The 26,404-nt window shown below is 37.4% G+C and carries 24 protein-coding genes; 7 read left to right on the top strand and 17 right to left on the bottom strand.

All coding sequences use genetic code 11. The annotated features are described in order from the left end of the window. Nucleotides 1-38 precede the first annotated feature (38 nt). The 5 genes from HMPREF3237_RS00730 to HMPREF3237_RS00710 form a co-directional block, all read right to left on the bottom strand. A complete protein-coding gene (locus tag HMPREF3237_RS00730) occupies nucleotides 39-887 on the bottom strand; it encodes an NAD(P)H-hydrate dehydratase (protein WP_070888495.1) in 849 nt (282 codons plus the stop codon). Between the two features lie 3 nt (nucleotides 888-890). After that, nucleotides 891-1,715: a phosphate ABC transporter ATPase gene (locus tag HMPREF3237_RS00725; RefSeq protein ID WP_070888494.1), complete on the bottom strand. Its 825-nt coding sequence runs from the start codon at nucleotides 1,713-1,715 to the stop codon at nucleotides 891-893. 120 nt (nucleotides 1,716-1,835) lie between these two features. Beyond that, nucleotides 1,836-2,693 (bottom strand): bifunctional methylenetetrahydrofolate dehydrogenase/methenyltetrahydrofolate cyclohydrolase, encoded by an 858-nt coding sequence (locus tag HMPREF3237_RS00720; RefSeq protein ID WP_070888493.1) that lies wholly within the window; start codon nucleotides 2,691-2,693, stop codon nucleotides 1,836-1,838. A 133-nt stretch (nucleotides 2,694-2,826) separates the two neighbouring features. After that, the gene (locus tag HMPREF3237_RS00715; RefSeq protein WP_070888492.1) at nucleotides 2,827-3,561 is read right to left on the bottom strand and encodes an amino acid ABC transporter ATP-binding protein; all 735 of its coding nucleotides are present in this window, start codon (nucleotides 3,559-3,561) and stop codon (nucleotides 2,827-2,829) included. After that, a complete protein-coding gene (locus HMPREF3237_RS00710; protein ID WP_070888491.1) occupies nucleotides 3,561-4,244 on the bottom strand; it encodes an amino acid ABC transporter permease in 684 nt (227 codons plus the stop codon). The genes HMPREF3237_RS00715 and HMPREF3237_RS00710 overlap by 1 nt, the downstream gene beginning before the upstream one ends. 191 nt (nucleotides 4,245-4,435) lie before the next feature. Here HMPREF3237_RS00710 and HMPREF3237_RS00705 point away from each other — a divergent pair, with 191 nt between their 5' ends. From HMPREF3237_RS00705 to HMPREF3237_RS00685, 5 genes are all read left to right on the top strand, one after another. Next, nucleotides 4,436-4,666, top strand: coding sequence for a DUF1797 family protein (locus tag HMPREF3237_RS00705; RefSeq protein WP_004253825.1), 231 nt, complete (start codon nucleotides 4,436-4,438; stop codon nucleotides 4,664-4,666). Between the two features lie 237 nt (nucleotides 4,667-4,903). Beyond that, the gene (locus HMPREF3237_RS00700; RefSeq protein WP_070888490.1) at nucleotides 4,904-7,147 is read left to right on the top strand and encodes an ATP-dependent Clp protease ATP-binding subunit; all 2,244 of its coding nucleotides are present in this window, start codon (nucleotides 4,904-4,906) and stop codon (nucleotides 7,145-7,147) included. A gap of 89 nt (nucleotides 7,148-7,236) precedes the next feature. Further along, entirely contained in the window at nucleotides 7,237-7,686 is a 450-nt protein-coding gene (locus tag HMPREF3237_RS00695; protein WP_070888489.1) for an NUDIX hydrolase, read from the top strand. A 62-nt stretch (nucleotides 7,687-7,748) separates the two neighbouring features. Next, nucleotides 7,749-8,048, top strand: coding sequence for a DUF1827 family protein (locus tag HMPREF3237_RS00690; protein ID WP_006145889.1), 300 nt, complete (start codon nucleotides 7,749-7,751; stop codon nucleotides 8,046-8,048). Between the two features lie 185 nt (nucleotides 8,049-8,233). Next, nucleotides 8,234-8,866, top strand: coding sequence for a GNAT family N-acetyltransferase (locus HMPREF3237_RS00685; RefSeq protein ID WP_070888488.1), 633 nt, complete (start codon nucleotides 8,234-8,236; stop codon nucleotides 8,864-8,866). A 44-nt stretch (nucleotides 8,867-8,910) separates the two neighbouring features. Here HMPREF3237_RS00685 and metK read toward each other — a convergent pair whose 3' ends face one another. Both metK and HMPREF3237_RS00675 read right to left on the bottom strand, forming a co-directional pair. Next, a complete protein-coding gene (metK, locus tag HMPREF3237_RS00680) occupies nucleotides 8,911-10,101 on the bottom strand; it encodes a methionine adenosyltransferase (RefSeq protein WP_070888487.1) in 1,191 nt (396 codons plus the stop codon). Between the two features lie 236 nt (nucleotides 10,102-10,337). Next, on the bottom strand, nucleotides 10,338-11,036 hold the full coding sequence (locus tag HMPREF3237_RS00675) for a GntR family transcriptional regulator (protein WP_070888486.1): 699 nt from the start codon (nucleotides 11,034-11,036) through the stop codon (nucleotides 10,338-10,340). Between the two features lie 140 nt (nucleotides 11,037-11,176). Between HMPREF3237_RS00675 and guaA the strand changes: the two genes are divergently transcribed. Beyond that, the gene (gene guaA, locus HMPREF3237_RS00670) at nucleotides 11,177-12,739 is read left to right on the top strand and encodes a glutamine-hydrolyzing GMP synthase (protein WP_070888485.1); all 1,563 of its coding nucleotides are present in this window, start codon (nucleotides 11,177-11,179) and stop codon (nucleotides 12,737-12,739) included. A gap of 443 nt (nucleotides 12,740-13,182) precedes the next feature. Here guaA and HMPREF3237_RS00660 read toward each other — a convergent pair whose 3' ends face one another. The 10 genes from HMPREF3237_RS00660 to rpsO all read right to left on the bottom strand — a co-directional run bounded on the left by HMPREF3237_RS00660 (nucleotide 13,183) and on the right by rpsO (nucleotide 25,736). Then, entirely contained in the window at nucleotides 13,183-15,264 is a 2,082-nt protein-coding gene (locus tag HMPREF3237_RS00660) for a DUF262 domain-containing protein (RefSeq protein ID WP_070888483.1), read from the bottom strand. Next, nucleotides 15,261-16,787, bottom strand: coding sequence for a DUF262 domain-containing protein (locus HMPREF3237_RS00655; protein WP_070888482.1), 1,527 nt, complete (start codon nucleotides 16,785-16,787; stop codon nucleotides 15,261-15,263). The genes HMPREF3237_RS00660 and HMPREF3237_RS00655 overlap by 4 nt, the downstream gene beginning before the upstream one ends. A gap of 97 nt (nucleotides 16,788-16,884) precedes the next feature. Continuing rightward, complete coding sequence (locus HMPREF3237_RS00650; RefSeq protein ID WP_070888481.1) at nucleotides 16,885-17,835, bottom strand: helix-turn-helix transcriptional regulator; 951 nt, start codon at nucleotides 17,833-17,835, stop codon at nucleotides 16,885-16,887. A gap of 126 nt (nucleotides 17,836-17,961) precedes the next feature. Beyond that, nucleotides 17,962-19,827 (bottom strand): AAA family ATPase, encoded by a 1,866-nt coding sequence (locus HMPREF3237_RS00645; protein ID WP_070888480.1) that lies wholly within the window; start codon nucleotides 19,825-19,827, stop codon nucleotides 17,962-17,964. Between the two features lie 205 nt (nucleotides 19,828-20,032). Beyond that, on the bottom strand, nucleotides 20,033-21,376 hold the full coding sequence (locus HMPREF3237_RS00640; protein ID WP_070888479.1) for a DEAD/DEAH box helicase: 1,344 nt from the start codon (nucleotides 21,374-21,376) through the stop codon (nucleotides 20,033-20,035). A 150-nt stretch (nucleotides 21,377-21,526) separates the two neighbouring features. Further along, nucleotides 21,527-22,222, bottom strand: a complete 696-nt coding sequence (locus HMPREF3237_RS00635; protein WP_070888478.1) for an alpha/beta hydrolase-fold protein — start codon at nucleotides 22,220-22,222, stop codon at nucleotides 21,527-21,529. Continuing rightward, the gene (locus tag HMPREF3237_RS00630; RefSeq protein ID WP_070888477.1) at nucleotides 22,203-23,213 is read right to left on the bottom strand and encodes an ABC transporter substrate-binding protein; all 1,011 of its coding nucleotides are present in this window, start codon (nucleotides 23,211-23,213) and stop codon (nucleotides 22,203-22,205) included. Before HMPREF3237_RS00630 ends, HMPREF3237_RS00635 begins: the two co-directional genes overlap by 20 nt. Before the next feature lie 18 nt (nucleotides 23,214-23,231). Then, nucleotides 23,232-23,987, bottom strand: a complete 756-nt coding sequence (locus tag HMPREF3237_RS00625; RefSeq protein WP_070888476.1) for an ABC transporter ATP-binding protein — start codon at nucleotides 23,985-23,987, stop codon at nucleotides 23,232-23,234. A gap of 1 nt (nucleotide 23,988) precedes the next feature. Next, nucleotides 23,989-25,035 (bottom strand): FecCD family ABC transporter permease, encoded by a 1,047-nt coding sequence (locus tag HMPREF3237_RS00620; RefSeq protein ID WP_070888475.1) that lies wholly within the window; start codon nucleotides 25,033-25,035, stop codon nucleotides 23,989-23,991. Nucleotides 25,036-25,466: 431 nt separating this feature from the next. Further along, nucleotides 25,467-25,736 carry a 30S ribosomal protein S15 gene (rpsO, locus tag HMPREF3237_RS00615; RefSeq protein WP_001018251.1) on the bottom strand — a complete coding sequence of 90 codons (270 nt, stop codon included), beginning with the start codon at nucleotides 25,734-25,736 and terminating at the stop codon, nucleotides 25,467-25,469. A gap of 205 nt (nucleotides 25,737-25,941) precedes the next feature. Between rpsO and HMPREF3237_RS09030 the strand changes: the two genes are divergently transcribed. Further along, a complete protein-coding gene (locus HMPREF3237_RS09030; protein WP_070888474.1) occupies nucleotides 25,942-26,313 on the top strand; it encodes a hypothetical protein in 372 nt (123 codons plus the stop codon). Nucleotides 26,314-26,404 lie beyond the last annotated feature (91 nt).

The raw sequence follows: 26,404 nt of genomic DNA, 5'->3' as shown, positions 1-26,404 counted from the left end.
ATTTTACCTGTCTACTTGACAGGGGGCATATCATATTTTCAGGTGTCTTTTTGTATTTTCTTCATGAATGCAGGAATATGTTGACTAATCGTGGTTGGCAGAACGACATAATTCTTCTCAGCTAGTTCTTGGGCAATTGCTGAATGTAGATAGGTTGCCACTGTCACTCTTTCATAAAGACTAACTTGTGAGAATTGACCAGCGAAACCAGCAATCATCCCAGCCAGAGTATCACCCATTCCCCCAGTCGCCTGATAAGGACCGCCAACACTCAATTGATAACAATCAGTTTGACCAGCTTGCCAAATTCGGGTAGCAGGACCTTTTTGAACTAGAATCGTTCCTGAAGGAAAACTCTTCAAAGCCTCTCCTGTTTCCTCAGCTCCTTGAGAAGTCAAATCTAAGCCTGACAAGACTTGCCATTCCCTTTGATGTGGAGTTAAAACAAGATGGGCTTTGGGAAATTTCATTCCCGTCTTAGCAAAAATGGATAGGGCGCCACCATCCAGTATGAGGGTCTGATCTTGATTTGAATGAAAAAACACTGTTTGGATAAGCTCTTCTCCACGCTCATCATCTACTAGTCCAGGTCCGACCAAGACAACACTTGCTTTCTGCAACTGTTGCTCGAGCAATTGCTTATCACCAAGGTCAAAAGCCATAGCCTCCGGCAGATGGCTATGCAGAGCTGAAATATTCTCTTTATCCGTAGCAACTGTCACAAGGCCTGCACCACTATTTACAGCTGCCAAAGCAGCCATAATAATTGCGCCCCCATAGGGATACGTTCCACCAATCAAGAGAAGACGACCGTAGTCTCCCTTATGACTAGAACGAGGACGCTCGATGATAACTCTTTTCAGTAAAGCTTGATCAATCTCTTTCATACGCTACTCCTTCAACTTAATCTTACTATGTAACACTTGATTAACCTTAGTATTCCAATCCTGTAACCCTTCTCCCTCATAGTCTAGGTAAATCACTCTATCTTGTAATCGACTAGGAATCAAACCTTCAAAACAAGCCTTATCTTTTGAAGGAACAACACATAAATGAAGAAAGGTATCCAAATCTAAACTATCTCTTACCTTCGCAACATGATAGCCATCAAAGATATAACCTGGTGCTTGAATTAATTCTTCATACAGAAAATGAAAACTAACGCCAGGAATGAACTTTTCTTGCAATTCCTCCTCAGACGGTGCCCGTCCTAACAAACGCTCCATAGCGAGTCGGTAACCCGAAGACGTATTAGACCATCCGAACATGATATAGTCAAAATAGTCTGCTGGATCAGAAGCTGCATTACGACTATCTGTAACTAGCTCAGCCCCACTTTTACCAAATACTTTTACCGCCGACATGAGTTTTCCAGTCTGAAAAATAGCCTGAGCCACCTCAACTGTACAAGTATGACTACAATAATTTGAAGTCACCAACTTCTTCTGGATATCATAGGTAGAAGCTACAAGCTGATGACTTGGTCTGTATGGAGGAAAATAGCTATGCTTTTTCAAGTAATCATGAATTTGTATATTTAATTCATGATTCTCACATTCCACAATAGTCTGACGATGATGGTCCTGTTCGTAAGCAATAAACTTTGCTAGCTTCTCCAATTCCCATTCTTGAATCTGAGGATAGTTTTCAAGAGTAAATTGATAGATTCCATCCCACTGGAGACTATAATCTGCATTACAAACTTTTACAATCACCTAATCACCTCTACTTCATTATACTACAAAAAAATAAAGAAAAACATCAATTGAAATAAGTATCTTTACAGCAAATAAAAAGTCGAGATATTCCTATCTCAAGCCTTTTTCATCATAAACTTAATCTTTATCCAAACTACGCAATGCAGCCTGATAAGTCTGCTCCATTAGCATGGTAATGGTCATAGGCCCAACTCCACCAGGTACAGGTGTAATGTGACTGGCAACTGGTGCAACTGCATCATAATCAACATCTCCACAAAGCTTGCCATTTCCATCTCGGTTCATCCCCACATCAATGACAACTGCACCAGGTTTCACAAAGTCAGCAGTCACAAACTTAGCACGACCGATTGCTACTACGAGAATATCAGCATTAGAAGCTACTTGGGCTAAATTATGGGTGCGAGAGTGGGTCAAGGTTACAGTTGCATTCTTAGCCAACAGCAACTGGGCCATAGGCTTCCCGACAATATTGGAACGACCAATTACGACAGCATTTTTACCGTCTAACTCAATCCCGTACTCATGAAACATCTCCATAATGCCAGCTGGTGTTGAAGGAATCATCACTGGGTGACCAGACCAAAGACGACCCATATTGAGTGGATGAAAACCATCTACATCCTTTTCAGGGGCAATAGCTAATAAAACTGCTTCTTCATCGATATGTTTTGGTAATGGCAACTGGACTAAGATTCCATGCCATACTGGATCTTGATTGTATTTAGCAATTAACGCCAACAATTCCTCTTGAGTAATGGTCTCAGGAACTCGCAAGACTTCACTTTGGAAACCTGCAGCGATAGCAGAACGTTCCTTGTTGCGAACGTAAACCTGACTGGCTTGATTTTCTCCGACTAAAATAACGACTAAGCCAGGCACCAAGCCTGTCTCTTCCTTTAATTTGGCTGTTTTTTTAGCCAATTGTCCTTGCAGCTTGGCTGCTAAAGCCTTACCATCAATAATCTGTGTCATGTATTTTCTCTTTTCTAACAAATATGTTCTATTATAGCAAAAAATCGCATGGCATTCTAACACTTCTTGTCTAAGTCTTCTTATAGTTTCAAACTATAAGAAAAAGCTCCCTTTGGAGCCTTTTATGAAATTCTTACAAAACCTTACTCAAGAAATCCTTGGTTCTTTGTTCTTGGGTTTGTTCAAAGACTTGCTCTGGAGATCCATCTTCGACAACAACACCATCTGCCATAAAGATGACACGATCTGCTACTTCTCGAGCAAAGCCCATTTCATGGGTCACAATAACCATGGTCATGCCTGACTGAGCCAGTTCTTGCATAACAGATAGTACTTCTCCTACCATTTCTGGGTCTAAGGCAGAAGTCGGTTCATCAAAGAGCAAGACATCTGGTTCCATGGCAAGACCACGCGCAATAGCGATACGTTGTTGCTGTCCGCCGGACAAACTTTGCGGATAGGCATCTGCCTTATCTGGTAAACCAACCTTTTCCAAAAGCTCATGGGCTCTCTTCTCAGCAACTTCTTTGCTTTCCCCTTTGGTCTTAATAGGCGATAGTGTGATGTTTTCTTTCACTGTCATATTTGGAAAGAGATTGAATTGTTGGAAAACCATTCCCATCTTTTCACGCATGGCGAAAAGGTCATTTTTCTTATCCGTAATGTCTACTCCTTCAAAGATGACCTTGCCTTTAGTCGCTTCTTCAAGGAGGTTCATAGAGCGAAGAAGGGTTGACTTACCACTGCCAGAAGGGCCGATAATGACCACTACTTCTCCTTTTTTGATTTCAAGATTAATCCCTTTTAAAACTTCATTCTTTCCAAAGTTTTTATGAAGGTTTTCAATTTTTATTAGCGTATCAGTCATTATTTTTTATCTCCTTTTCCCATACGATTTTCAAAAGCTTTCAAGGCTAGTGTCAAGATAGAGGTCATAATCAAGTAGTAAAAGGCTGCAAATAAGAGTGGAGTTAAGGGTAAGTAAGTGGTTGTTGACACTGTAGTTGCACCGTTCCACAACTCCATAACCCCGATAGCTGACAAGAGCGAGCTATCCTTGATAATGGTAATAAACTCATTCCCCAAGGCTGGTAAAATATTTCGAATAGCTTGTGGCAGGATGACATAGCGCATAGCATTCTTAGGACGAATACCTAGAGAGTATGCCGCTTCTAATTGGCCCTTTGGTACTGCGTTAATCCCTGCACGAACTGTTTCTGATACATAGGCACCGCTATTCATAGAGATAATGATTATCCCTGGAATCAAACGAGTAAGATCAACATCTAAAATCCCAATCTGAATAATAGGAGCGCTAATATGCATCAAGGCATAGGCAATCATAATCTGTACCATCATCGGAGTCCCTCGGAAAATCCAGATATAAAGATTAGAAAACCAAATAAGGGGCTTAATCTTTGAACGTTGTGCAAAGGCCAACAGTACCCCTAAAATGGTCCCCAACAAGACTACTAAGATAGAAATGATAATTGTTACAATGGCACCATAGTTAAAATATGGTAAGTATTTCGGTAAAAAAGAAAAATTCATGGATACTCTACTTTCTATTTATAAAACTTGTATAAGGATAACATATTTTGTATAAAAATTCAACCTTTTCTCCTAATATTTTCTATAATTTTTTAAAGGCAAGAGAAATAGCAATTAATCTAAGTTTTTTCTAGTCAAGTAGAGACTGTTTATGGTAAAATAGTAACGATAAGAAATGGAGGAGAATCAAAATGGAATCACATTTGGTTAGAATCATCAATCGCTTAGAAGCAATGACAAAAGATGGTGGAAACTTGAAACGTAACTTTGAACGCGAAGGAGTTGTTGTCGCAGAAGTTGCTTTTAACCACGACGAAGAAAACGGACCACTCTTCACACTTCGTGACGTTGAGGCTCGTGAAACGTATACATTCGATAGCATCGATCTTATTGCGATGGAAATCTATGAACTTTTATACTAATAATTAAATAGAGGCTGGAGGATACTCCTGCTTTGCTAAAAATCCTTTTTGTATCACAAATGGGATTTTTCTTTTTATCACAATAGATTCAGCTACAATAGTCTCTCATCCTGAGTTTTATCAAGCAAACTTTTTACTTGCTTTCCCCTTCAATCATGATATAATGGGACTAAAGAAATTTGACTATTTTTGACCTTTCTATTTTAGTCAAAGTCAAAAAAGAAACGAGGTAGAGGTATGCTCTGTCAAAATTGTAAAATCAATGACTCAACAATTCATCTTTACACTAATCTTAACGGGCAACAAAAGCAAATTGATCTTTGCCAGAATTGCTACAAAATTATCAAAACAGATCCTAACAATAGTTTATTTAAAGGAATGACCGACTTAAACAATCGTGATTTTGATCCTTTCGGTGATTTTTTCCATGATTTGAACAATTTTAAACCATCTTCTAATACTCCTCCAACTCAATCTGGTGGTGGTTATGGCGGAAACGGTGGTTATGGTTCTCAAAATCGTGGGCCTGCTCAAACACCTCCTCCTATCCAGGAAAAGGGCCTTCTGGATGAATATGGAATCAATATCACAGAAATTGCCCGTCACGGAAATGTTGACCCAGTCATTGGACGTGATGAAGAAATCATCCGCGTCATCGAAATCCTCAATCGCAGAACCAAGAACAATCCCGTTCTCATCGGAGAACCGGGTGTTGGTAAAACGGCGGTTGTTGAAGGATTGGCTCAAAAAATTGTGGACGGAGACGTCCCTGATAAACTTCAAGGAAAAGAAGTCATTCGCCTTGATGTTGTAAGCCTTGTCCAAGGTACAGGTATCCGAGGCCAGTTTGAAGAACGCATGCAAAAACTCATGGAAGAAATTCGTCAGCGTCAGGATGTCATTCTCTTTATTGATGAAATCCATGAGATTGTCGGAGCTGGTTCTGCTGGAGAAGGGAATATGGATGCAGGAAATATCCTCAAACCTGCCCTTGCTCGAGGTGAACTCCAGTTAGTTGGTGCTACTACCCTCAATGAATACCGTATCATTGAAAAAGATGCAGCCCTTGAGCGCCGTATGCAACCAGTCAAAGTGGATGAACCAACAGTTGAAGAAACCATTATTATCCTTAAAGGTATCCAAAAGAAATACGAAGATTACCACCACGTTCATTATACTGATGGGGCTATCGAAGCGGCCGCTACTCTTTCTAACCGCTACATCCAAGATCGTTTCTTGCCAGACAAGGCTATTGACCTCCTAGATGAGGCTGGTTCAAAAATGAACTTAACCTTGAATTTTGTGGATCCAAAGGTTATCGACCAACGCTTAATCGAGGCAGAAAATCTTAAGGCCCAAGCAACTCGAGATGAAGATTTTGAGAAAGCAGCCTACTTCCGTGACCAGATTGCTAAATATAAGGAAATGCAAAAGACCAAGGTAACGGATCAGGATACTCCAATCATCAGCGAAAAGACGATTGAACACATTATTGAACAAAAGACCAATATTCCAGTTGGTGATCTAAAAGAAAAAGAACAGTCTCAACTCATCAACCTAGCTGATGATCTCAAAGCTCATGTTATCGGCCAAGACGATGCTGTTGATAAGATTGCCAAGGCTATCCGTCGTAACCGTGTCGGTCTAGGTACTCCAAACCGTCCAATCGGTAGTTTCCTCTTTGTTGGTCCTACTGGAGTCGGTAAAACAGAACTTTCTAAACAACTAGCTATCGAACTCTTTGGTTCTGCTGACAGCATGATTCGTTTTGATATGAGTGAATACATGGAAAAACACAGCGTTGCCAAACTCGTCGGTGCCCCTCCAGGATACGTAGGTTATGATGAAGCAGGTCAGTTGACTGAGAAAGTGCGTCGCAACCCCTACTCACTTATCCTCCTTGACGAGGTTGAAAAAGCCCATCCAGATGTTATGCATATGTTCCTCCAAGTCTTGGATGATGGTCGTTTAACGGATGGTCAAGGGCGTACTGTAAGCTTTAAGGACGCTATCATTATCATGACCTCAAATGCGGGTACAGGTAAGGCAGAAGCTAGCGTTGGTTTCGGTGCTGCTCGTGAAGGTCGAACAAACTCTGTTCTTGGAGAATTAGGTAACTTCTTTAGCCCAGAATTCATGAACCGTTTTGATGGCATTATCGAATTCAAGGCTCTCAGTAAGGAAAATCTCCTTCAAATCGTTGACCTCATGCTGGATGATGTCAATAAACGACTCTCAAGCAATAATATTCATCTTGATGTCACAGAAAAGGTCAAGGAAAAACTGGTAGACCTTGGTTACGATCCCAAAATGGGAGCTCGTCCACTCCGTCGTACCATCCAAGACTATATCGAAGATGCGATTACAGACTACTACCTTGAAAATCCAAGTGAAAAAGACCTCAAGGCAGTCATGACAAGTAAGGGGAAAATTGTCATTAAGTCAAAAAATAAAGGGGAAACGGTCGAATCAAACGACTAGTTCCTCAAATACAAAAGAATGTTCTTGCTTGACAGCAAGGGCATTCTTTACTATGATAGAAAGAAAGCGCACTCAAAAAGGAGAAGTTTATGACAATTCCAACATTTGGAGAAAAAAAAGAGGGAGTAACCTATAAAAATAGATATGGCGTTTATGCAGTCATACCTGATGCACGTCATGAAAAGATTATTCTCGTTCAAGCTCCAAATGGTGCATGGTTCTTACCAGGGGGCGAAATTGAAGAAGGTGAAAATCACCTCGAAGCTCTCAAACGAGAACTGATTGAAGAATTAGGATTTACAGCTGAAATTGGCACCTACTACGGGCAAGCTGATGAATACTTCTATTCTAGTCATCGTGATACCTATTACTACAATCCAGCATATCTCTACGAAGCCACTTCTTACCAAGAAATTCAAAAACCTTTGGAAGACTTCAATCATCTAGCTTGGTTTCCAATTGACGAGGCTATTGCTAACTTAAAACGTGGCAGTCATAAATGGGGCATCGAATCATGGAAAAAACAGCATCAAATTTAAGCTAACTTACCCAATTTTCCTAAAAAGTGCTATAATAGATATAGAATACAGGAGGAAGCCTTATGAAGCTCATCAATACTACAAATTCACACTCGCATCTTGTTAAAAACCAGTTAGAAAGCACTGATGCAACTCTTGTAGAGGTCTATTCTGCAGGCAATACAGACGTTATTTTTACTCAAGCACCGCTTCATTATGAAATCCTTATTTCCAACAAACATCGTGCAATCCGAGAAAAAGAAATCGAAAAAATCCAAGAATTCTTCTTAAATCGTAAAATTGATAAACAAGTCATTGATGAAGCAAATATCAAAACCCTCTATTCTGATAAATTGATTGAAATTTCAATCCCTACAAAATAGATTTAACTAGATTTTAAATTTACCCTTCAACATCAAACATTGAGGGGATTTTTCATATACTTTTTCTCACAAAACTCAAAAATACTCAACTTTTCTTCTACAATTCGTGAAGATGTCACATTAAAATCGAAAAAAATAAGAAATTTAGTTATAATAGTAAAAGAGATTTAATGAAGGAGTATGATATGAAAGAAATAATATATAGAGAAGCCAGGCCTGATGAATACCAAAAAATTGGAAAAGTGTTGGCGGGTGCTTTTTTAGACTATCCTTTCATGTCTCTTATCAAAGACGATTTAAAAAAACCAGAATATTACCCAGAATTCTTAGAATTGTTGGATAGCCTTTTGACTAGACTCTACATCAAAGGAGAGACTTGTCTAGTTGCTGAACGCGACGGAGAAATTTTAGCTGTCGCCCTTTTACAAAAAAAGGATTTCACTATCCTATCCTATCTATTAAATGGGATTGTCAAGCTTTTTCGTTTTATTACATTACGCAATCTCTTGAAATATCTTGATTTGGTGGAACGTTCTGAACAGCATTTAAAAAGATCAGGAAATTTTGATTGGTATTTGATGATGCTAGGAGTTAATGCTACTGTCCAAGGGCAAGGAATCGGCAGTGCTTTCCTACAAAAAGGCGTTGAATCTTTTCTTAAATCCAAGGGATGCAAACAATTGGGAGTGGTTACTAGTACCGAGAAAAATGTTTGCTTCTATGAAAAAAACAACTATCAATTACTTGACTCCATGATGTTAGAATATGGAACAAAATCGATTGGAAACTGGGCTTTTGTAAAAATACTAGATAACTAATTTTAAACAAAAAAAGATTGGTCCTTACACCAATCTTTTTTATATTATTTCACTGCTTCTTTCAAGGCTTCTACCTTGTTCAAATGTTCCCATGGAAGATCGATATCTGTCCGTCCCATGTGTCCATAAGCCGCTGTTTGACGGTAGATTGGACGTTTGAGGTCCAGCATTTGGATGATTCCTGCAGGACGAAGGTCAAAAATTTGACGCGCCGCTGCTTCTAATTTGCTCTCAGCGACTGTCCCAGTACCGAAGGTATCGATACGAACAGATACAGGTTGTGCAACACCGATAGCATAGGCCAATTGCACTTCTGCTTTCTTAGCAAGACCTGCGGCAACAATGTTCTTCGCAATGTAGCGAGCTGCATAAGAAGCTGAACGGTCCACCTTAGTCGCATCCTTACCAGAGAAGGCACCACCACCATGACGCGAATAACCACCATAGGTATCCACGATGATCTTGCGACCTGTCAAACCTGAGTCTCCTTGAGGCCCACCGATTACAAAGCGGCCTGTTGGGTTGATAAAGAATTTTGTCTCATCATCTAGGTAAGAAGCTGGAATCACTTCTTTGATAACCTTGTTAATCACATCTTCATGGATTTGTTCATTGCTGACTTCTGGGTCATGCTGGGTTGAAATAACAACTGCATCCACGCGCACTGGACGGTCATTTTCATCATACTCAACAGTAACTTGAGATTTAGCATCTGGACGAAGGTAGCTGATCTCACCAGACTTACGAAGCTCTGCCAAACGACGAACCAACTTATGACTGAGTGAAATTGGCAATGGCATAAGTTCTTCTGTCTCATCCACCGCAAAACCAAACATGAGACCTTGGTCTCCAGCTCCGATCAAATCAAGTGGATCTTGATCTGCGTTTCCACGCACTTCTAGGGCTTCATTAACCCCTTGAGCGATATCTGGTGACTGCTCAACCAATGAAGGATGAACTCCCACCGTTTCCGCAGAAAATCCATACTCTGTATTGGTATAGCCAATCTCTGCAATCGTATCACGCACCACACGGTTAATATCTACATAGGCATTGGTTGAAATTTCACCAAAAACATGCACTGAACCAGTATAAACAGCTGTTTCAGCAGCAACGTGTGCCTCTGGATCTTGCTCTAAAATAGCATCCAAGATAGCATCTGAAATTTGGTCTGCAATCTTATCTGGATGCCCCTCAGATACAGATTCAGACGTGAATAATTTACGTTCTGACATAAAAATGTCCCCCCTTAAAAAATATTCGTTATAGAGTTACAAAGAACTGGTAGGAAAAATATTTACAATCAATCCCACCACCTTATCGGGACCATATAACCTAACTATTATAACATGAAACTATGAAAAATACTCGTATGATTACTATTTTTCTTCATAGGAAAATGCTTTCTAAACTAAACCAAATAAAAAACTCTTAAGGTAGATGTTATTTCCTACTTTAAGAGATGTTACAATTAATTATTTTCTAGATAAAATTCAAACCGTTCCCCGACATATTGGCTCTTTACATACTCAAAAGCTGTGCCGTCATCAAAGTAAGAAACTTGAGTAAGCCCTAAAATAGCATGCCCCTTTTCTACTTCCAAATAATGAGCAATTTTTTCCTTGGCTAGGCGTGCATATATAGTCTGGTGAGATTTTCCAATTCGATACCCATGTTTCTGTAAGGTTTGGAAAAAGTGTTTGGTTATTTCTTCTTTTTTGAAATTTTTAATAAATTTCTCAGGAATAGAAGCTACTTCGTAGACAACTGGGACTTGATCTGCATAACGAACACGTTCCATTCGGATAATATTCTCAGTTGCGTCAATTCCTAACTTTTCAACTTCTTGCTCATTTGGAATGGTTCTACGATAGGAGATTAAGTGACTAGAGGGACTTTTCCCTTGAGCCTTTACAATCTCCGTAAAACTAGTGGTTCCACGCATTTTTTCCTGAACGCGAGTGCTAGAAACAAAGGTCCCGCTACCGACGCGACGTTCCAAAACCCCTTCTTCAACCAAGAGGGAGATAGCCTGGCGCAAGGTCATGCGACTTACTAGAAACTCCTCAGCCAAGTCGCGCTCACTCGGTAACTTCTCTCCAATTTTCCAATGTCCTTCATCGATATCCTTTTTAATCTGGTCGTGAATTTTAACATAAGCTGGTAACATGCTGGCTCACTTCTTTTCTTTATTTTTTCCATTGTACCGTAAGTCATGTGCAAAAGTCAAACGTCACTTGTTTAGTTGGTAATTCTAGCCCATTTATGATAGAATATTCAAAAAGATATTTCTTTTAAGGAAGGGAAAAGATGACCAACATTTCAACTGATTTGCAAGATGTCGAAAAGATCATCGTACTGGACTACGGTAGCCAGTATAACCAACTGATTTCACGCCGTATTCGTGAGATTGGTGTCTTTTCGGAACTAAAGAGTCACAAGATTTCAGCTGATGAAGTCCGCGCAATCAACCCTATCGGGATTGTACTCTCAGGTGGCCCAAACTCTGTTTACGAAGAAGGATCATTTGATATTGATCCAGAGATTTTCGAACTCGGTATTCCGATTTTAGGAATTTGCTATGGTATGCAATTACTAACTCACAAGCTTGGTGGTAAAGTTGTTCCTGCTGCTAACGCTGGAAATCGTGAGTATGGTCAATCCACTTTAACTCATACTGAGTCTGCTCTTTTTGCAGGCACTCCTGAAGAACAAGTGGTATTGATGAGTCACGGAGATGCCGTTACTGAAATTCCAGGAGATTTCGTTCGCACTGGTACTTCTGCTGACTGTCCATATGCATCTATTGAAAATCCAGAAAAGAAAATATACGGTATCCAGTTCCACCCCGAAGTTCGCCATTCTGTCTATGGATATGATATCCTTCGAAACTTCGCTTTAAACATTTGTGGTGCCAAAGGCAATTGGTCTATGGACAACTTCATTGATATGCAAATCAAGAAAATCCGCGAAACCGTTGGAGACAAACGTGTCCTTCTTGGACTTTCTGGTGGTGTTGACTCTTCTGTTGTTGGGGTTCTTCTCCAAAAAGCCATCGGGGATCAATTGATCTGTATCTTTGTAGACCACGGTCTTCTCCGTAAAGGGGAAGCTGATCAAGTTATGGATATGCTTGGTGGCAAGTTTGGGTTGAACATCGTTAAGGCAGATGCTGCCAAACGTTTCCTTGATAAATTGGCTGGTGTATCTGATCCTGAACAAAAACGTAAGATTATCGGTAACGAGTTTGTTTATGTCTTTGATGATGAAGCAAGCAAGCTGAAAGACGTAAAATTCTTGGCACAAGGAACTCTCTACACTGACGTGATTGAGTCTGGGACGGATACTGCACAAACCATCAAATCTCACCACAACGTTGGTGGACTTCCAGAAGACATGCAATTTGAACTCATCGAACCACTCAATACTCTTTACAAGGATGAGGTTCGTGCCCTTGGTACAGAGCTTGGTATGCCAGATAATATCGTATGGCGCCAACCATTCCCAGGTCCAGGTCTTGCTATCCGTGTCATGGGTGAAATCACTGAAGAAAAGCTTGAAACTGTTCGTGAATCAGACGCTATCCTTCGTGAAGAGATCGCTAAAGCAGGTCTTGACCGCGATATCTGGCAATATTTCACTGTTAACACTGGCGTTCGTTCCGTAGGTGTTATGGGAGATGGACGTACTTACGACTACACCATCGCTATCCGTGCTATCACTTCGATCGACGGAATGACCGCTGACTTCGCTAAGATCCCTTGGGAAGTTCTCCAGAAAATCTCAGTCCGTATCGTAAATGAAGTTGATCACGTCAACCGCATCGTCTATGATATCACAAGTAAACCACCTGCAACCGTTGAGTGGGAATGATTTATAAACATGATTTGAAGTGAAATGGTTGATTTAACAGCATTTTCGGTTATTATAAAAGGTTAAAAATCAATCAAAATTGATTGGTTCCCCACCAAAAGCCCCACCAGAAATAAAATCTGGTGGGGCTTTTTTTGTTTTAAGGATGTAGAAGCAAAATTTATTTAGGAGTAACGATAGTATATATACTTAAAATAGAAATACACCATTTTAGTGAATCTTAGATCTTTCCCGAGTAAATATAGTTGCTAAGGTATCAGCATAAAGTTCAGGCGTTAAGTCTTGCTTTTGAACTTCCTCATACAAATATTCTTTTTTATGTGTTTTTCTTCTCAATGCTAGTACACTTATGTTCATTTCATATAACAAAAAGATATAATTGTAACTACCCATTAGATAGATAGATAGTAAATTTTGAATTTTTTTATCAAAATACATCACAATTACTTACCGTTCAATTTATTTCTCAGGTATTCAGCTAATTTTAGAAAAGATGCTGGGGATTTGGTCAACTTTGAATATGTTTCATCCTCATATTTTTTAAATTGATAATGATCACCGTAAAATCTAACTTCATAAAGGTTTTTAACATGAAGAACCCTATCTAAAGTATATAAACCAGGCTGACTTTCATAATCTGACTTAATGTTAAATTCCTTTAGTTTCTCTTGCAATGCTAATAAATGAATATCTAAGTTTCTTGCTCTAGAATTTTTATTGGGAATTAGAAGCATTTCATCTGCTCCATCTAACCTATTAGGGACTTTTAATCTATACTGTGAACGGTTCATTTTATTGAACATTACCTTGTAGTACGAAATAAAAATAAATCGCCAATCTTGCTCATCTATACCATTTATGTTTTCATTTATTATCCTCTTATACTCAAACTCTAATGGTTTATTTACATTAATCGAATCTAGTAGTTTTTTAACATATTTATTTTTAGAAGAAAATAATCGTTTTAAACTTGGTGTTCTTGAACTTTCATTAGGATCATCTTGGCAAAGTGTTTTATAGCTATCTACATATAATGTATAGTCTCCAAAAGAAAGCAAAGCTGTCCTTAGCAATATGCCTTCTTTAGGTTTCGTAGCTTCGAACATAGCACTTATCTTATCCCAATAAGAACTGATTTTCGAGTATTTATCAGTTGTAGAATCAGAATCTTCAAAATAAAAGCTACTTCTAATTTGTCCACCAAAATAAACATGATTTTCCGCATTAAAAATCACTTCTGATTGAGTTGGATCTTCTATAATTAATTTCGCCTTTTCTATCTCTTCGTTAACCTGTTCTATACTAAAACCTGTAATTTTATTATTTTGAGACAAATAATAGATAAGGTCTGAAAGATGGTTAATTTGCTCATTTATACCTCGAATAGCTCTCTCATAACGTTCTTGAGAGTTTATTTCAGAGTTATCTGTTAAGTTTCTAAAAATGCGGTACCAACTCTTAAACTTATCATCTAATACTGTCCCTGAATGAAATAAATACAAAGAAATGAAGTGAAAATAGACTCTATCTTTTATGCTCTTACTTGTGATAGCTTTTTCCAAAACTTGTGAAACCTTTGAGTTCTCATTTTCCGTTAAAAAGTCAAGTACTCTTGCAATCAATTCTATGTGTTCTAACTTAATATCTTCAAATACAATATTAGTTGTCCAATTTTCACGTTGAGAATAATCTAGTGAATCTAAGTTATTAATCAGTGCAATTTCAAATAAATTTAAAAAGTTTATATCAAATCGGTCTTTATCAAATCTCCAAATAGTATCAGTCCATTTTGTATCAAGCTTAAGTGCTATATCGTTTGCTAACTTAGTGTCTATCTTATGTACTCTTGAAATAAATCTTGCTTTAAAATTTTCAAAATCCGTTAGAGGACGTCCTCTAGAGTTTAATTTAATGTATAGTTCATCCTCTGAACCTAAATCTTCGATATCAAGGAAATTGAAAGCAACTCTATAATTTGTTTCTGATGTTAATACCTCTGAATAGTTGTATTGAAAATCAAAAAAATCAGTTATCCCATCTAAGGTTACTAATGCTCCTTGAATAGTAGGATCTAATATCCACGAATCTGCAAACCATGCCGCATCTTTTATTATTTCAGACGGCTTCTCTTCGAGTTGAAAAATTGATTTTCTGTATTCAAATAAACTAGTGAAAAATTGCTTGGACGAATCTCTTGTTTCATAGGAAAAATTGCTAAGAAAATCACAAGAATCACTATCTCTAAAGGCAAAAAGGTATACTAAAAACAAAGTAGTAAGTCGCTGCTGACCATCTAGTGGTATAAAATTCCCATTATGTGATTTCCCATAAATAAAATTAAGATCTAAAGTTGGCACTTCACTGTTAATTAAAGCAGAATTTATATCAATTAATAATTGTTTTCTGACCTCAGTAGTTCTTAAATCTTTCCTACCTTGCGCATAATCGCGTTGAATTAGTGGAATTACAATGCGATAGCTTTCTAAAAGAGACTTTAAGTCATATTTATCATCAACCATACTCATATTTTCTCCCCGTCATTGCCAAAGAATTTATTAAATTCAAGCTTCATTGCCTTAATGTAATCAGTTTTATCATTGTCTGACCAAACCTCAAAATTTTCAATTTCACCACTATACACTTTTAAAAATATATTTCTAGTACAAACTGGAACAAAACGACCTTTAGCATCCACATCTATAATAATTTTCCTTTTTTGTTCAAATGGACTATCTCGATATGAGCGATTTGTTTTAGCGTCTAGTAAAGTTAGATTCCCTAAGCCATCATCAGATTCTGCCGTTTCATCAGCTGTAGCATGAATATGCTCAATGTCCCACTTTTGAGTTTTATAAATATCAAACGGAAAACGATACTGTTTCTCACTTTTATTTATCAAAGTAACTAAGTTAAATAGTAGTAATACATTTTTAATTCTTTTATCTCCGTATACTAATTCGCCTAGCGAATCAATTTCAGGAATAGTATCAAATGCTAATTTTTTTAACTCATCGAAAGCTTCTGATTTTTTCTTGTCTCTTGTCGCCTTAAATACTTTATCTAGATTTTTACTATCTAAAGAAAGTAGATAACCAATTAAATGATATTTATCTAAATCTAAGTACCAATTATTTAATTCTTCAAATAGTATTTGAACTTTTGACCAAAAATCTGATATAAACTCTGATTTATTTTCTGCCCTCTTGTATTCTTCATATAATGAATAGAAGGTGGAGTATTTGTCAACTCTATATACCTCAGAATTCCCAAGTATAAGTAAATTGAAAATAAAATCTATTTTAGTATCATAAACTTCATTATTAGTCAAAAACTGCCAAAAAGAATCCTGTTGAAGTCTATGTTCTATTTGATTCCATGCAATAGAACGATGTATTCTATCGCTCTCATCTCCTATTTTATAATTATTTTTGTCAAGTACCAAAGCTTTAATCAGTTCAGCGTTTGTTAACGGTATTTTACCAATATTAACTTTGGTAAAAATCTTTATAGGGTCTTCAGATTCATTAATTTCATACCAAATAAAAAATACATTTTCTGTAAGAACCTTGTAAATATCATTCAAAGCATTATTTGAGTTTATTTCTTCGCGATCAAGCCATTTATCTATTGCTTCAAAGGCTTTACTGATGTGACTAGCATCAATGTCCATATTTTCGATTTCTTCATACGTATCAAAATTTAAATTCTTTAAATAGTTTCCACTCTCTTTTCGGGTTTCATACTCTAAATCAAAATAATCATATTGATTAGTTTTTCTACGACCATTATTAAATTCTGCAGACATAAATCTAAGAAATATATAAATACTAGTTAGTCTTTGCTGTCCATCAACAACATCGTAAGTGCCATCAGCAACTTTTTTTACGATTAATGGTTGTAGACAATATTTATACTCAGTGTTATGATTATAAAAATCATCTAATAAAGTTGTAACCTCATGTTCGGTCCACCTATAGCCTCTTTGATATGATGGAACGTTGAACTTAAGACCTCTTAAATCTTCAATTTTCTTTTCTGAAATTCCCATTTTTAATCACCTATTTCATTTATTTTTGCTTTTAAACACTAAATCCCTTATTATAAAAAAGTTAACAAAATATCAAATTAAAGATATTATTCTAACTTTAGTCAATGTAATTTTCTTGCATTCTCTTAATAAGAGTCTTCACATCATCAATTAACGATTGAGGAGACAATACCCTTAGGGTTTCCGCTTGACTCAACAGCCACCTCTTCAACCCTGGTGTATCTTGACTCACAAATTCAATAATATTACCATTTGATGTTTTTTCAATAATTTTTGCTGTAGGAAATTGATCTACAACAATTGCTGGATCATTGACGAATAGAACTCTGATATTTAACTCTTTTCCTATGAATGGATCTACTCGTTTATTACGAATTTCTCCATCGCGAAATCTTCTTCCATATGAGATAGAAGGTTTTTCTTTTTTAGATTCTTTCCAACTAAGTATTCTATCTAATTTTAAAGTCATATAAGAATCAAATAATAAATTATAGGCTACTATGTAAAAATAATGAGTATCATAGTAAAGAGAAACTGGAAAAATTGTGTGTCTCTTTTCAGTATTATAAGGAGATTGATAATCAATGTCTATGACCAACTCCTTACGAATCATTTCAGACCATTCCCAAACCTTATCAATACGGTTTTGTATGTCTGACAATGGTGCATAATTTAGCAACTCACTTGCAATAATACTAGAAACTTCTTTTTGCTCATCTTTTGAAATAAGTGCCAATAAACTATCAAGCAATGACTTGTTTTCTTCTTTATTCAAGGAACGATTTTCTAGTAAAATCTTTGAAATTACAAGAATATCCTTTTTATTAAATAAAGATTTTCCTTTTAGATACCTAGTATGGTGCCTCGTATCGTAAGCAAGTTCTGCTGCAACCATCGGTTGTGTATCTAAGAAACCCGACAAGAGAGAAAAATCTCGTTGTATAGTCTTTTCACTAACACTAAATTCATCTGCAAGCTGAGCCTTAGCTAAATGTGCGCCAGACTGTAATCGTAAAAATATAGTTAATAAGCGTTCTTGGTCCTTCATATAATCCTAAATCCTTTAACAATATTATAACATTTCCAATAGCTTAGATTCAATCAATTTACTAGTTCAAATCTTCTACCGATACTACTACCTATTTCTTATTTTAAAGTCTATTATAGGTTCCTTCTACCTTCCGAATCCTATCAACGATATTGATTTTGATGATTTTGCTTCAATAGCTACAATAGCCTTATTGATATCTGTCAAAGTAATTTGATTTAAAAAGGTATCATCTTCTAACTGATTCTTATCACCTTCAATCACTCGTTGCGCTTGACTGAAGACAATCTCATCTACTAATTTTCGGACGTATCTAGCATTTCCAAAGTTTCTACAATTGACAACTTCTGAAAAATGCTGATGGAGTAGCGTCTTACAATCATCGGTTAATTGATAATGCCTCTTATTTATTATCAATTCTAAAATAGCAATTAGTTGTTCAATTGTATAATCCAAAAATTTTATTTCTCTAGAAATTCTAGAGGAAAGTCCCGGGTTAGTTTCAATGAATTGGGCCATCAATTCTTCATACCCAGCAAAAATAACCAACACCTCATCCCGACGATTTTCCATTTCTTGTATAAGCGCTGAAATAGCTTCATGTCCAAAATCTCTCTCACTACTAGGGATAAGACTATAAGCCTCATCTATAAAGAGCACTCCTCCCCTTGCATCATCAAAAGCTTTTCTTACTTTTGGAGCAGTTTGGCCAACATATTCACCAACAAGATCCGTTCGACCTACTTCTACTAACTTATTCTCTTGAATTATCTTATTGTTGTATAAAATTTCTGAAAAAAGCCTAGCAACTACTGTTTTACCAGTCCCTGGGTTTCCAGAAAAAACAAGATGACGATTTAATATTTCATTACTATATCCATGAGCCTGACGCAACGCAGAAACTCGATTATAAGCTAACTGCTGGTTTAGAACTATTTTCACTTCTTCTAAACCGATTAATTCACTCAACTTTTTCTCCGCATTTTCTTCATCTTCAACTGAAGATTCATTTTGGGGAAGAAATCCATCCAGACTTAATTCGTTTTTATCTGAAGGATCATAATCATTTTGTACTGCAAATTCAACAAGCTCTTGAACAAAAAGTCGGACTTCTTTAGCATCCTTTAGTACTTTATTTTCAGCTATTAATTGTTCATAGTCTTCATTACTCAACTGAATACCTTTTTTGTTTAGCATCTGAAGCCCGATCTCTTTAAGCTCTGCTTCATCATATTGCGGAAAATTCACAATTGATACTTTACTAAAATCTTCAAGCAACTCTCTTTTTATAGATTCTGCCTCTTGGATAGTTCTCGCAATAATGATGTTAATTGAATGCCCCTTCTTTTGTCTAAATGTGTCGTAAATATCTGATTTTGTTTTTGGCCTTACTGAAAGATAATCAACTAATATTGGGACATCTTTTTCGCCTATCTTAGGAATAGAAAAATTATTACAATTTACAAATATTGCATTCATTTCAAAAAGAGACATCAGAAATTTGATAGCAAACTTACGGCCAGTTCCCCTCTCACCATTAAAAATATAAAAGTGTTGCTGTTGTTCATTATTATTTATTTTTTCTTGAAATGAAAGATATGTAATTAGTTCTTGAACAGCCTTCTTAAAATCAGGGAGACCATAAATATTTTTCAATTCAGCCAGTTTTTCATAATTAGGCTTTAGATAATGAGACATGGTCTCTTTATTTGCACTTAATAAGAATTTTACTAGTTCTCTTCTATCACTTGTTTCAAGTTTCTTTATAAAATCACTTTCTGTTAAAGTTTTAACTTTTTTTAATGTAAACTCATGATCAAAAAAATCCTTTATTTTCCCCATAATTTCTTGATCATTGTAATTTTCTTGAGAAATAAGGTAATAATCTTCATCCTCTTTAAATAATAATAAACGATTAGTCTTAATAAAATCTTCTGATTGTGTTTTTAAGAAATCATCAGGATTCTTAAACTCGACTTGATAATAATGCATTTAAGTACACCTCTTTTTATTGATAATTTAAGTTTACAAAAAAGAGTGGACAAATTATGTCCACTCAATTATTAAAATATAGAATTTTATGGAAATAACCTATGATTAATTTTTATTTTTTAATATCATCTACTTATGAATTCTGACAATCTCGATATAGAACTATAAAAAAACAGTAAAACCGCTTGGTTCTACTGTTTCATTTTTAAAATGTTTGACGTTTGGCTTTACGTTCTGCACGTCCACGGGCACGACTTTCTGCTCGTTTGGTTTTGCGGCGTTTTTCATCGACAGCCCATTTAATTTTTTTCTTATAGCCTGGTTTGACTTTTTTCTTTTTCTTTTTAACCAAACCAATCATTTCGATATCCAGTTTTTCTTGTTTCTTCTCACGATTGGCACGGCGGTCACGGTCATAAGTATCTTGAAATTCTCCATCTTTAACAACTTTAGGAGTAAACTTGATACCTAATTTCTCCAACTCACGGATATCAGAGTCATCACTAGGCTGGTAAAGGGTAATAGCTGTACCTGGCAGACCATTACGTCCAGTACGTCCGACACGGTGAACAAAGAAGGACAAGTCCTGTGGGATAGCATCATTGATAACATGGCTGACTCCTTCAATATCAATCCCACGCGCAGCCAAGTCAGTCGCAACGATGTACTCAAAATCAAGATTCTTCACCTGATTCATGATCCGTTTGCGTTCACGAGGCGCAATATCTCCATGAATCTTAGCCACTTTTAAGCCTTGTGCAGTCAGGTAAGCATGCAATTCATCTGCACGCGTTTTTGTATTGACAAAAATCATTGCTAAGTATGGCTGCATGACTTGAGTCAATTCATAAATCTGGGCATTCTTGTCACGACCCTTAGTCGAAATCAACCAGTTATCAATGGTATCAGAGATAACGGTTTTGGTCTTGATTTTCTCCATGACAGGATTTGACAAGTATTTTTTCAAGAATGGTTGCAGTTTTTGTGGGATGGTTGCTGAAAAGACCATAAACTGCAAGTCTTTTGGAAGGCTTCCTGCAATCTTATCGACTGTCTCCAAGAATCCCATATCCAAGGTCATGTCGGCTTCATCGACTACAAAGGTCTTAGCTTTGTGAATGGCAAGATCACCAGACTTGACCAAATCATAGATACGACCTGGTGTTCCGATGACGATATGGGGCTGATTGCTGGCAAGTTTTTCAATCTGACGAGCCTTGTCTGTTCCACCTACATAGTTGGCAACTCGAATCTCTACTTCTGAGTGTCCCGCAATCTGGCGAGCTGCCTGGTAAATCTGCGTTGCCAACTCACGACTTGGAGCTGTAATAACTGCCTGTACACTGTCGCTTCCTTCATCCAACTGTTGGAAAATTGGAAGCAAGAAGGTATGAGTCTTACCTGAACCTGTTTTTGATTCACCAACCAAGTCACGACCTGCCAGGACAATAGGCATCAACTTTTCCTGCACCTCGGTAGGAGTGGTAAACTTCAACTCCTCTAATGCTTCTTCTATATATTTCTTAAATTTAAATTGTGTAAATGACATAGTATCCTCAATTCTATCTATCTTCTCATTATACCATAATTTAGTTGATTACAGGGAGGGATTTCCGTCAAAATAAACGCCATGAAATTCAAATGGCTCAGGATACAAGACAAACACTCCTAGTTACCATGAACAAGGAGTGTTATAGGATTATTTGAGCTTCCACTCTTCTCTCAGCCAATAACAGAAATGATGATAGCGCTCGTTAAGAGCTTCATGATGCCCATGAGCATCAAAGGTAGAATATGTTGAGGGAACTTTCTCTGAAATCAAATCATGAATATCCTTGGCAAAAACAGGAGCCTTAGACAGACGATTAGAATGATTGGCACCTTCTGTCTGACCATTTTGCAGATAAATCAGACTTTGATTCTGTATCAAGTCATGTTCCCTACAAAAGTCTATAAAGTCTGGATACCAGAAGGAACCACAGATAGAAAAGATACAGGTCGCAGGAAGATAACTACTATAGAGACTATAGATAGCTGCAAGACCGCCTAGTGAATAGCCTCCATAGGCAATCTTACTTTCATCTATCAAGTAGTCTTTTTTTAGAGTGGTTAGAATTCCTTGAAAGAGCTTCTGATGGTATTGGTCTACCTTTCCACCAAATTCTGGTGCTCCTTCTTTCAAAGCACTAGCCTTCCAAGGTGTAAAGTCATCCAGACGATTTTCTGGAATTAAACCTACTAAAATTACAGATTGGGACAGGTCTGACAAATAGTCCAGTTTCCCATCATTTAAAAGCACCATTGGGTAAGCTTGTTGAGGATCATAGTTTGAAGGCAGACTGACCCTAACTCGAATCCCTTCCCAGTTAAACTCCTTATTTCTTAATAAAGTCATTGATCTTTTCAAGGGAATCAATCACTGCAGGACCGTAGTCCATCAACTCATCGTAAGAGATGGTCATGATTTTTTGGTTCTTGATTGCGGATACATTTCCCAAAACAGCATTTGCCTTCATCAAATCCACTGCCTTTTCATCCAACTTTTTATTGCGGTCGCTAGTTACATAGATAATCAACTCTGGATTCATGGATACTAGATTTTCCAAGGTCAAGCCAGATGTTCCTGTTGCGACATTGGTATAACCAAGTTGGTTAAGTAAGCTTTCCTGAAGGGCTGACTTGTAGGCACCAAAGGTTTCGTCGTTATAAGCAACCATAATCAAAGCTTTTTTCTTTTCACCCTGTGTTTCTGGGTTAGCTTTTTTAACCGCATCGATTTTAGCTTGTAATTGTTCTGCGTATTGGTTAGCCTTGTCTTGGACATTGAAAATGGTACCAAGATTCTTCACATCTTCTACGATATTTCCCAAATCTTGTTGAACATTTGAAAGTGAAGCCTTTTGTGTATAGACGGGAATTTTATTTTCATTCCAAGCGCTGATGGTTCCCATTGACTTTTCAGAGAACATCATGTTACGTCCCATCAAGGCATCTGGTTCATAAGAAAGAACTGTTTCTTGTGAGACAGATTTTTTATCACCAATGTGAGGGATGGCTTCAATAGCGTCCTTGTATTTACCAGTTACAGCATTATCAGGATTGAGCATGCCAGCAATTTTATCTTGCAACCCTAACTCAAGTAGAATTTCAGTTGTTGAAAGGTTGTTGGTGATGACCTTTTCAGGAGTCTTTTCAAAGACTTGCTCGACTTCGTTTCCTTTGGCATCATAAGTCTTGATAGTTACAGGATAGCTGGTTTCTGTATTGGCTTTTTGACTGGCTTCTGTTGTAACTGGTGCAGATGCTGTTTCTTTAGATGTGTTACCGCAAGCTGCCAAGGTTAAGGCAGCTACTGTTACGAGCAAAATACTAAGTGATTTTTTCATGTTTATTTCCTTTAAATCTTATAAATAGTGAATCATAGCTTGCTGATCTTCCGTCCAAGTAACTCTACTTTGGACACCATAGACAGCCTGCAAAGACTCGGGTGTGATGGTCTCTTTTGGAGTACCTTGGTAAACAATCTCCCCTTCTTTCATTAGGTAGAGATAATCTGAATAGCGACAAGCCAGCTGAATATCATGCAAAACAGCTAGTACATTGATATGGAGATTTTTGACAATAGTTAACAAGTCCAGCTGGTACTTGATATCCAAGTGATTAGTCGGCTCGTCTAAGAGCAAGAGTGAAGGTTCTTGAGCTAAGGCGCGTGCTAATAAAACTCGCTGTTTCTCCCCACCTGATAGTGAAGAATAAAGTCGATTTCTTTTTTCAAACATGTCTACTTTGACCAGAGCATCCTCAACCAAAGCAAAATCACTTTCTTTTTCCTTTTGTAAGAAAGAGAGATGAGGTGTTCTGCCCAGCAGAACGATTTCTTCAACCGTACAATCAAACTGAAGTTGATTAAACTGCGTGATGACTGCCATCTGTCTCGCCGTTTCCTTCACGCTCATTTGTTCTATCGGTTTCCCGTCTAGAGAAATCAAGCCCTGATTCGGTTTTTCCTGACGATAGAGGAGTTTCAGTAGGCTAGTCTTCCCACTTCCATTGGGGCCCAAAATGGTATGAAATTGGTTGCCCTCAAGTTTCAGTGAGACTCCTTTGAGAATTTTTTTCTCTCCGATTTCGAAGTGAATATCCTGGCACATTAAGTCCATATCAGACCTTCACCTCCCTTCGTCTACTTGCAACCATATAGATAAAGAAAGGTGCACCTACTAGTGCGGTGAAAATCCCAATCGGAAGTTCAGCATTTTGTATCAAAACTCGAGCAAGGACATCTGCCCAAACAACAAAAAGGGCACCGAGCAAGGTTGCTATCGGAAAAAGTCTTCTGTAGTTTGTACCTACCAAACTTCGGGCTAGATGAGGTGTGATGAGGCCAACAAAACCAATAATCCCACAGGTTGATACTAAAACTGCAGTCATGACCGCAACAATAGCCACATAGAGATACCAGTAAAAACGTAGGGGAATTCCCAAAGTCAAAGCCGCTTCATCTCCCATCATCATAGCATTAAAAACACGATATTGGGTAGAGAAAAATAAGAAAGCTATTCCCACTACTACTGTTGGCAAAGTTAAGTGAGCCCAGGAGGTCCCCGCTAAGGAACCCATGGTCCAAAACTTGATCGTCATAACGCTATCAGCATTGGCACCAATAGAGATAATAAAGTTTGAAAAAGCCAAAAAGAGAGCATTGACCACCGTCCCTGATAAAATCAGTCTAGAAGTTGTCATTCTACCTTGCATGGATGCAATGAGAAGGACAGCAACTGTCGCTAGAATCGCTCCAAGGAAAGAGCCGAGACCAATCATGACCTTAAAACCAAGAATAATGCTCAGCGTTGCTCCAAAGGTTGCCCCAGCAGAAATCCCTAACACATAGGGTTCTGCGATGGGATTATTGACCGTTGACTGCATGACACTACCACACATGGAAAGACCCGCACCCACAATCAAACCAAGAAAAACCCGTGGCAACCTCATATTCCAAACAATAGCGAGTGTAGATTTTGAAAGGTCTCCTATATCCAACGGAGCTCCCATCCTATTCAAAACAATCCGATAAGTATCAGTCAAACTAATTTGAACAGACCCCATAGAAACTGCCAGAAACAGAGAAATCCCCAAGGCTCCTAACAGGATAGCTAGTAAAAAACAATATCTCAGGTTTTGATGGTTTCCATAAAATTTGGAAAGCATGAAACCCTCCTTTAACAAAAATTAAAAATTTAGACAATTTTCATAATTAGTATACCACATTTCTAAATCAGGAACAAGACTAGAAAAAAGCACACAAAAAAGCCCTCTGAAGTCAGAGAGCGATTTGAGCTAGGGCTAAAATCCTAGTGAAAAAGATAAAACTCCTTGTGTTCATCGAGCACTGTGTCCTTTCCCTATTTTCATACGGATTTTTATCGCCCTTGGCATCATGATTCTTACTGGATAAAACGTTTATAGACTACACGGCAAGCCGAAGATTGTACAAAAATTTTGAGAAACAAAAAAAATCTCCCCGAAGGGAGACATATCTGGTTTATTTTTCCTTACAGTGCTAGGAACCGGAACCGAAGATTATACTTGAGTATATCGAGGTAAGGTGACAACGCAATGTAAGTGGAAAATAAAGCAGATTAACGACGAAGTCCTAGAGAGTTGATTAACTCACGGTAACGGTTAACGTCGTTTTTACGCAAGTATGCAAGCAAGTTACGACGACGACCGATTTTCTTCATCAAACCACGGTAAGTAGCGTGGTCTTTTTTGTGCTGTTTGATGTGTTCGTTAAGGTGGTTGATTTCCCAAGTAAGGACAGCAACTTGAACCTCTACTGAACCTGTATCACCTTCGTGACGTGCATATTGTGCAATGATTTCATTTTTTTTCTCTTTTGAGATTGCCATGATGTTTCTCCTTTTTATTTGGCTTCATCCGAGTGACAGGTTGGCATGCCTGTAACCAAGAAGAAGTTATTTGTCTTTACGACAGTTATTATTCTACCAAGAACTACCCTCTTTGTCAACAGATTTACTATCCTTATCTCAAAAGTGCTATAATAGTTATAGGAAGGATATCTAAGGTGTTAGCTTGAAAAGTGAGGTGATTACCATGCGTAAATTCTTCAAATATCTCCCCTACTATCTGGTCGTATTTTTCTTTTATTGTCCACTTTATGGATTTTTTATACTACTATTACAGAATCCAAAACTAACGGAGCTCTATCTTTTAAATATATTCATCATTTCGCCTGTTGTAGTTTTTATAGTCTCTCTTCTTTATAGCTACCGATTTGGTTTTTCACTGCATTGGCTTTTAGGTAGTTGCTTACTCTATGGATTTACTATCATTCCTTTCAGAGAATTTATCATTGTTTATTTCCTAGCCTATGAAATTCTTATTCTACTAGGTATAGCTATCGGTATCACTATCAAGTATCTAGTGCAAAATTTGAAAAACAAAAAATTTTCACAAAATCCTTGAAAAATCTCGCAATCATGCTATAATAATGCATAGAGACAAGTCGCTTAGAATCTTTCTTTTAGAGAGTGCGTGGTTGCTGAGAACGCATAGG

It is taken from the genome of Streptococcus sp. HMSC34B10 (genome assembly GCF_001839505.1).
Taxonomy (GTDB): Bacteria; Bacillota; Bacilli; order Lactobacillales; family Streptococcaceae; genus Streptococcus; species Streptococcus peroris.
Note: the sequence above shows the minus strand (reverse complement) of the source record. Positions and strands in the feature narration are given on the sequence as shown.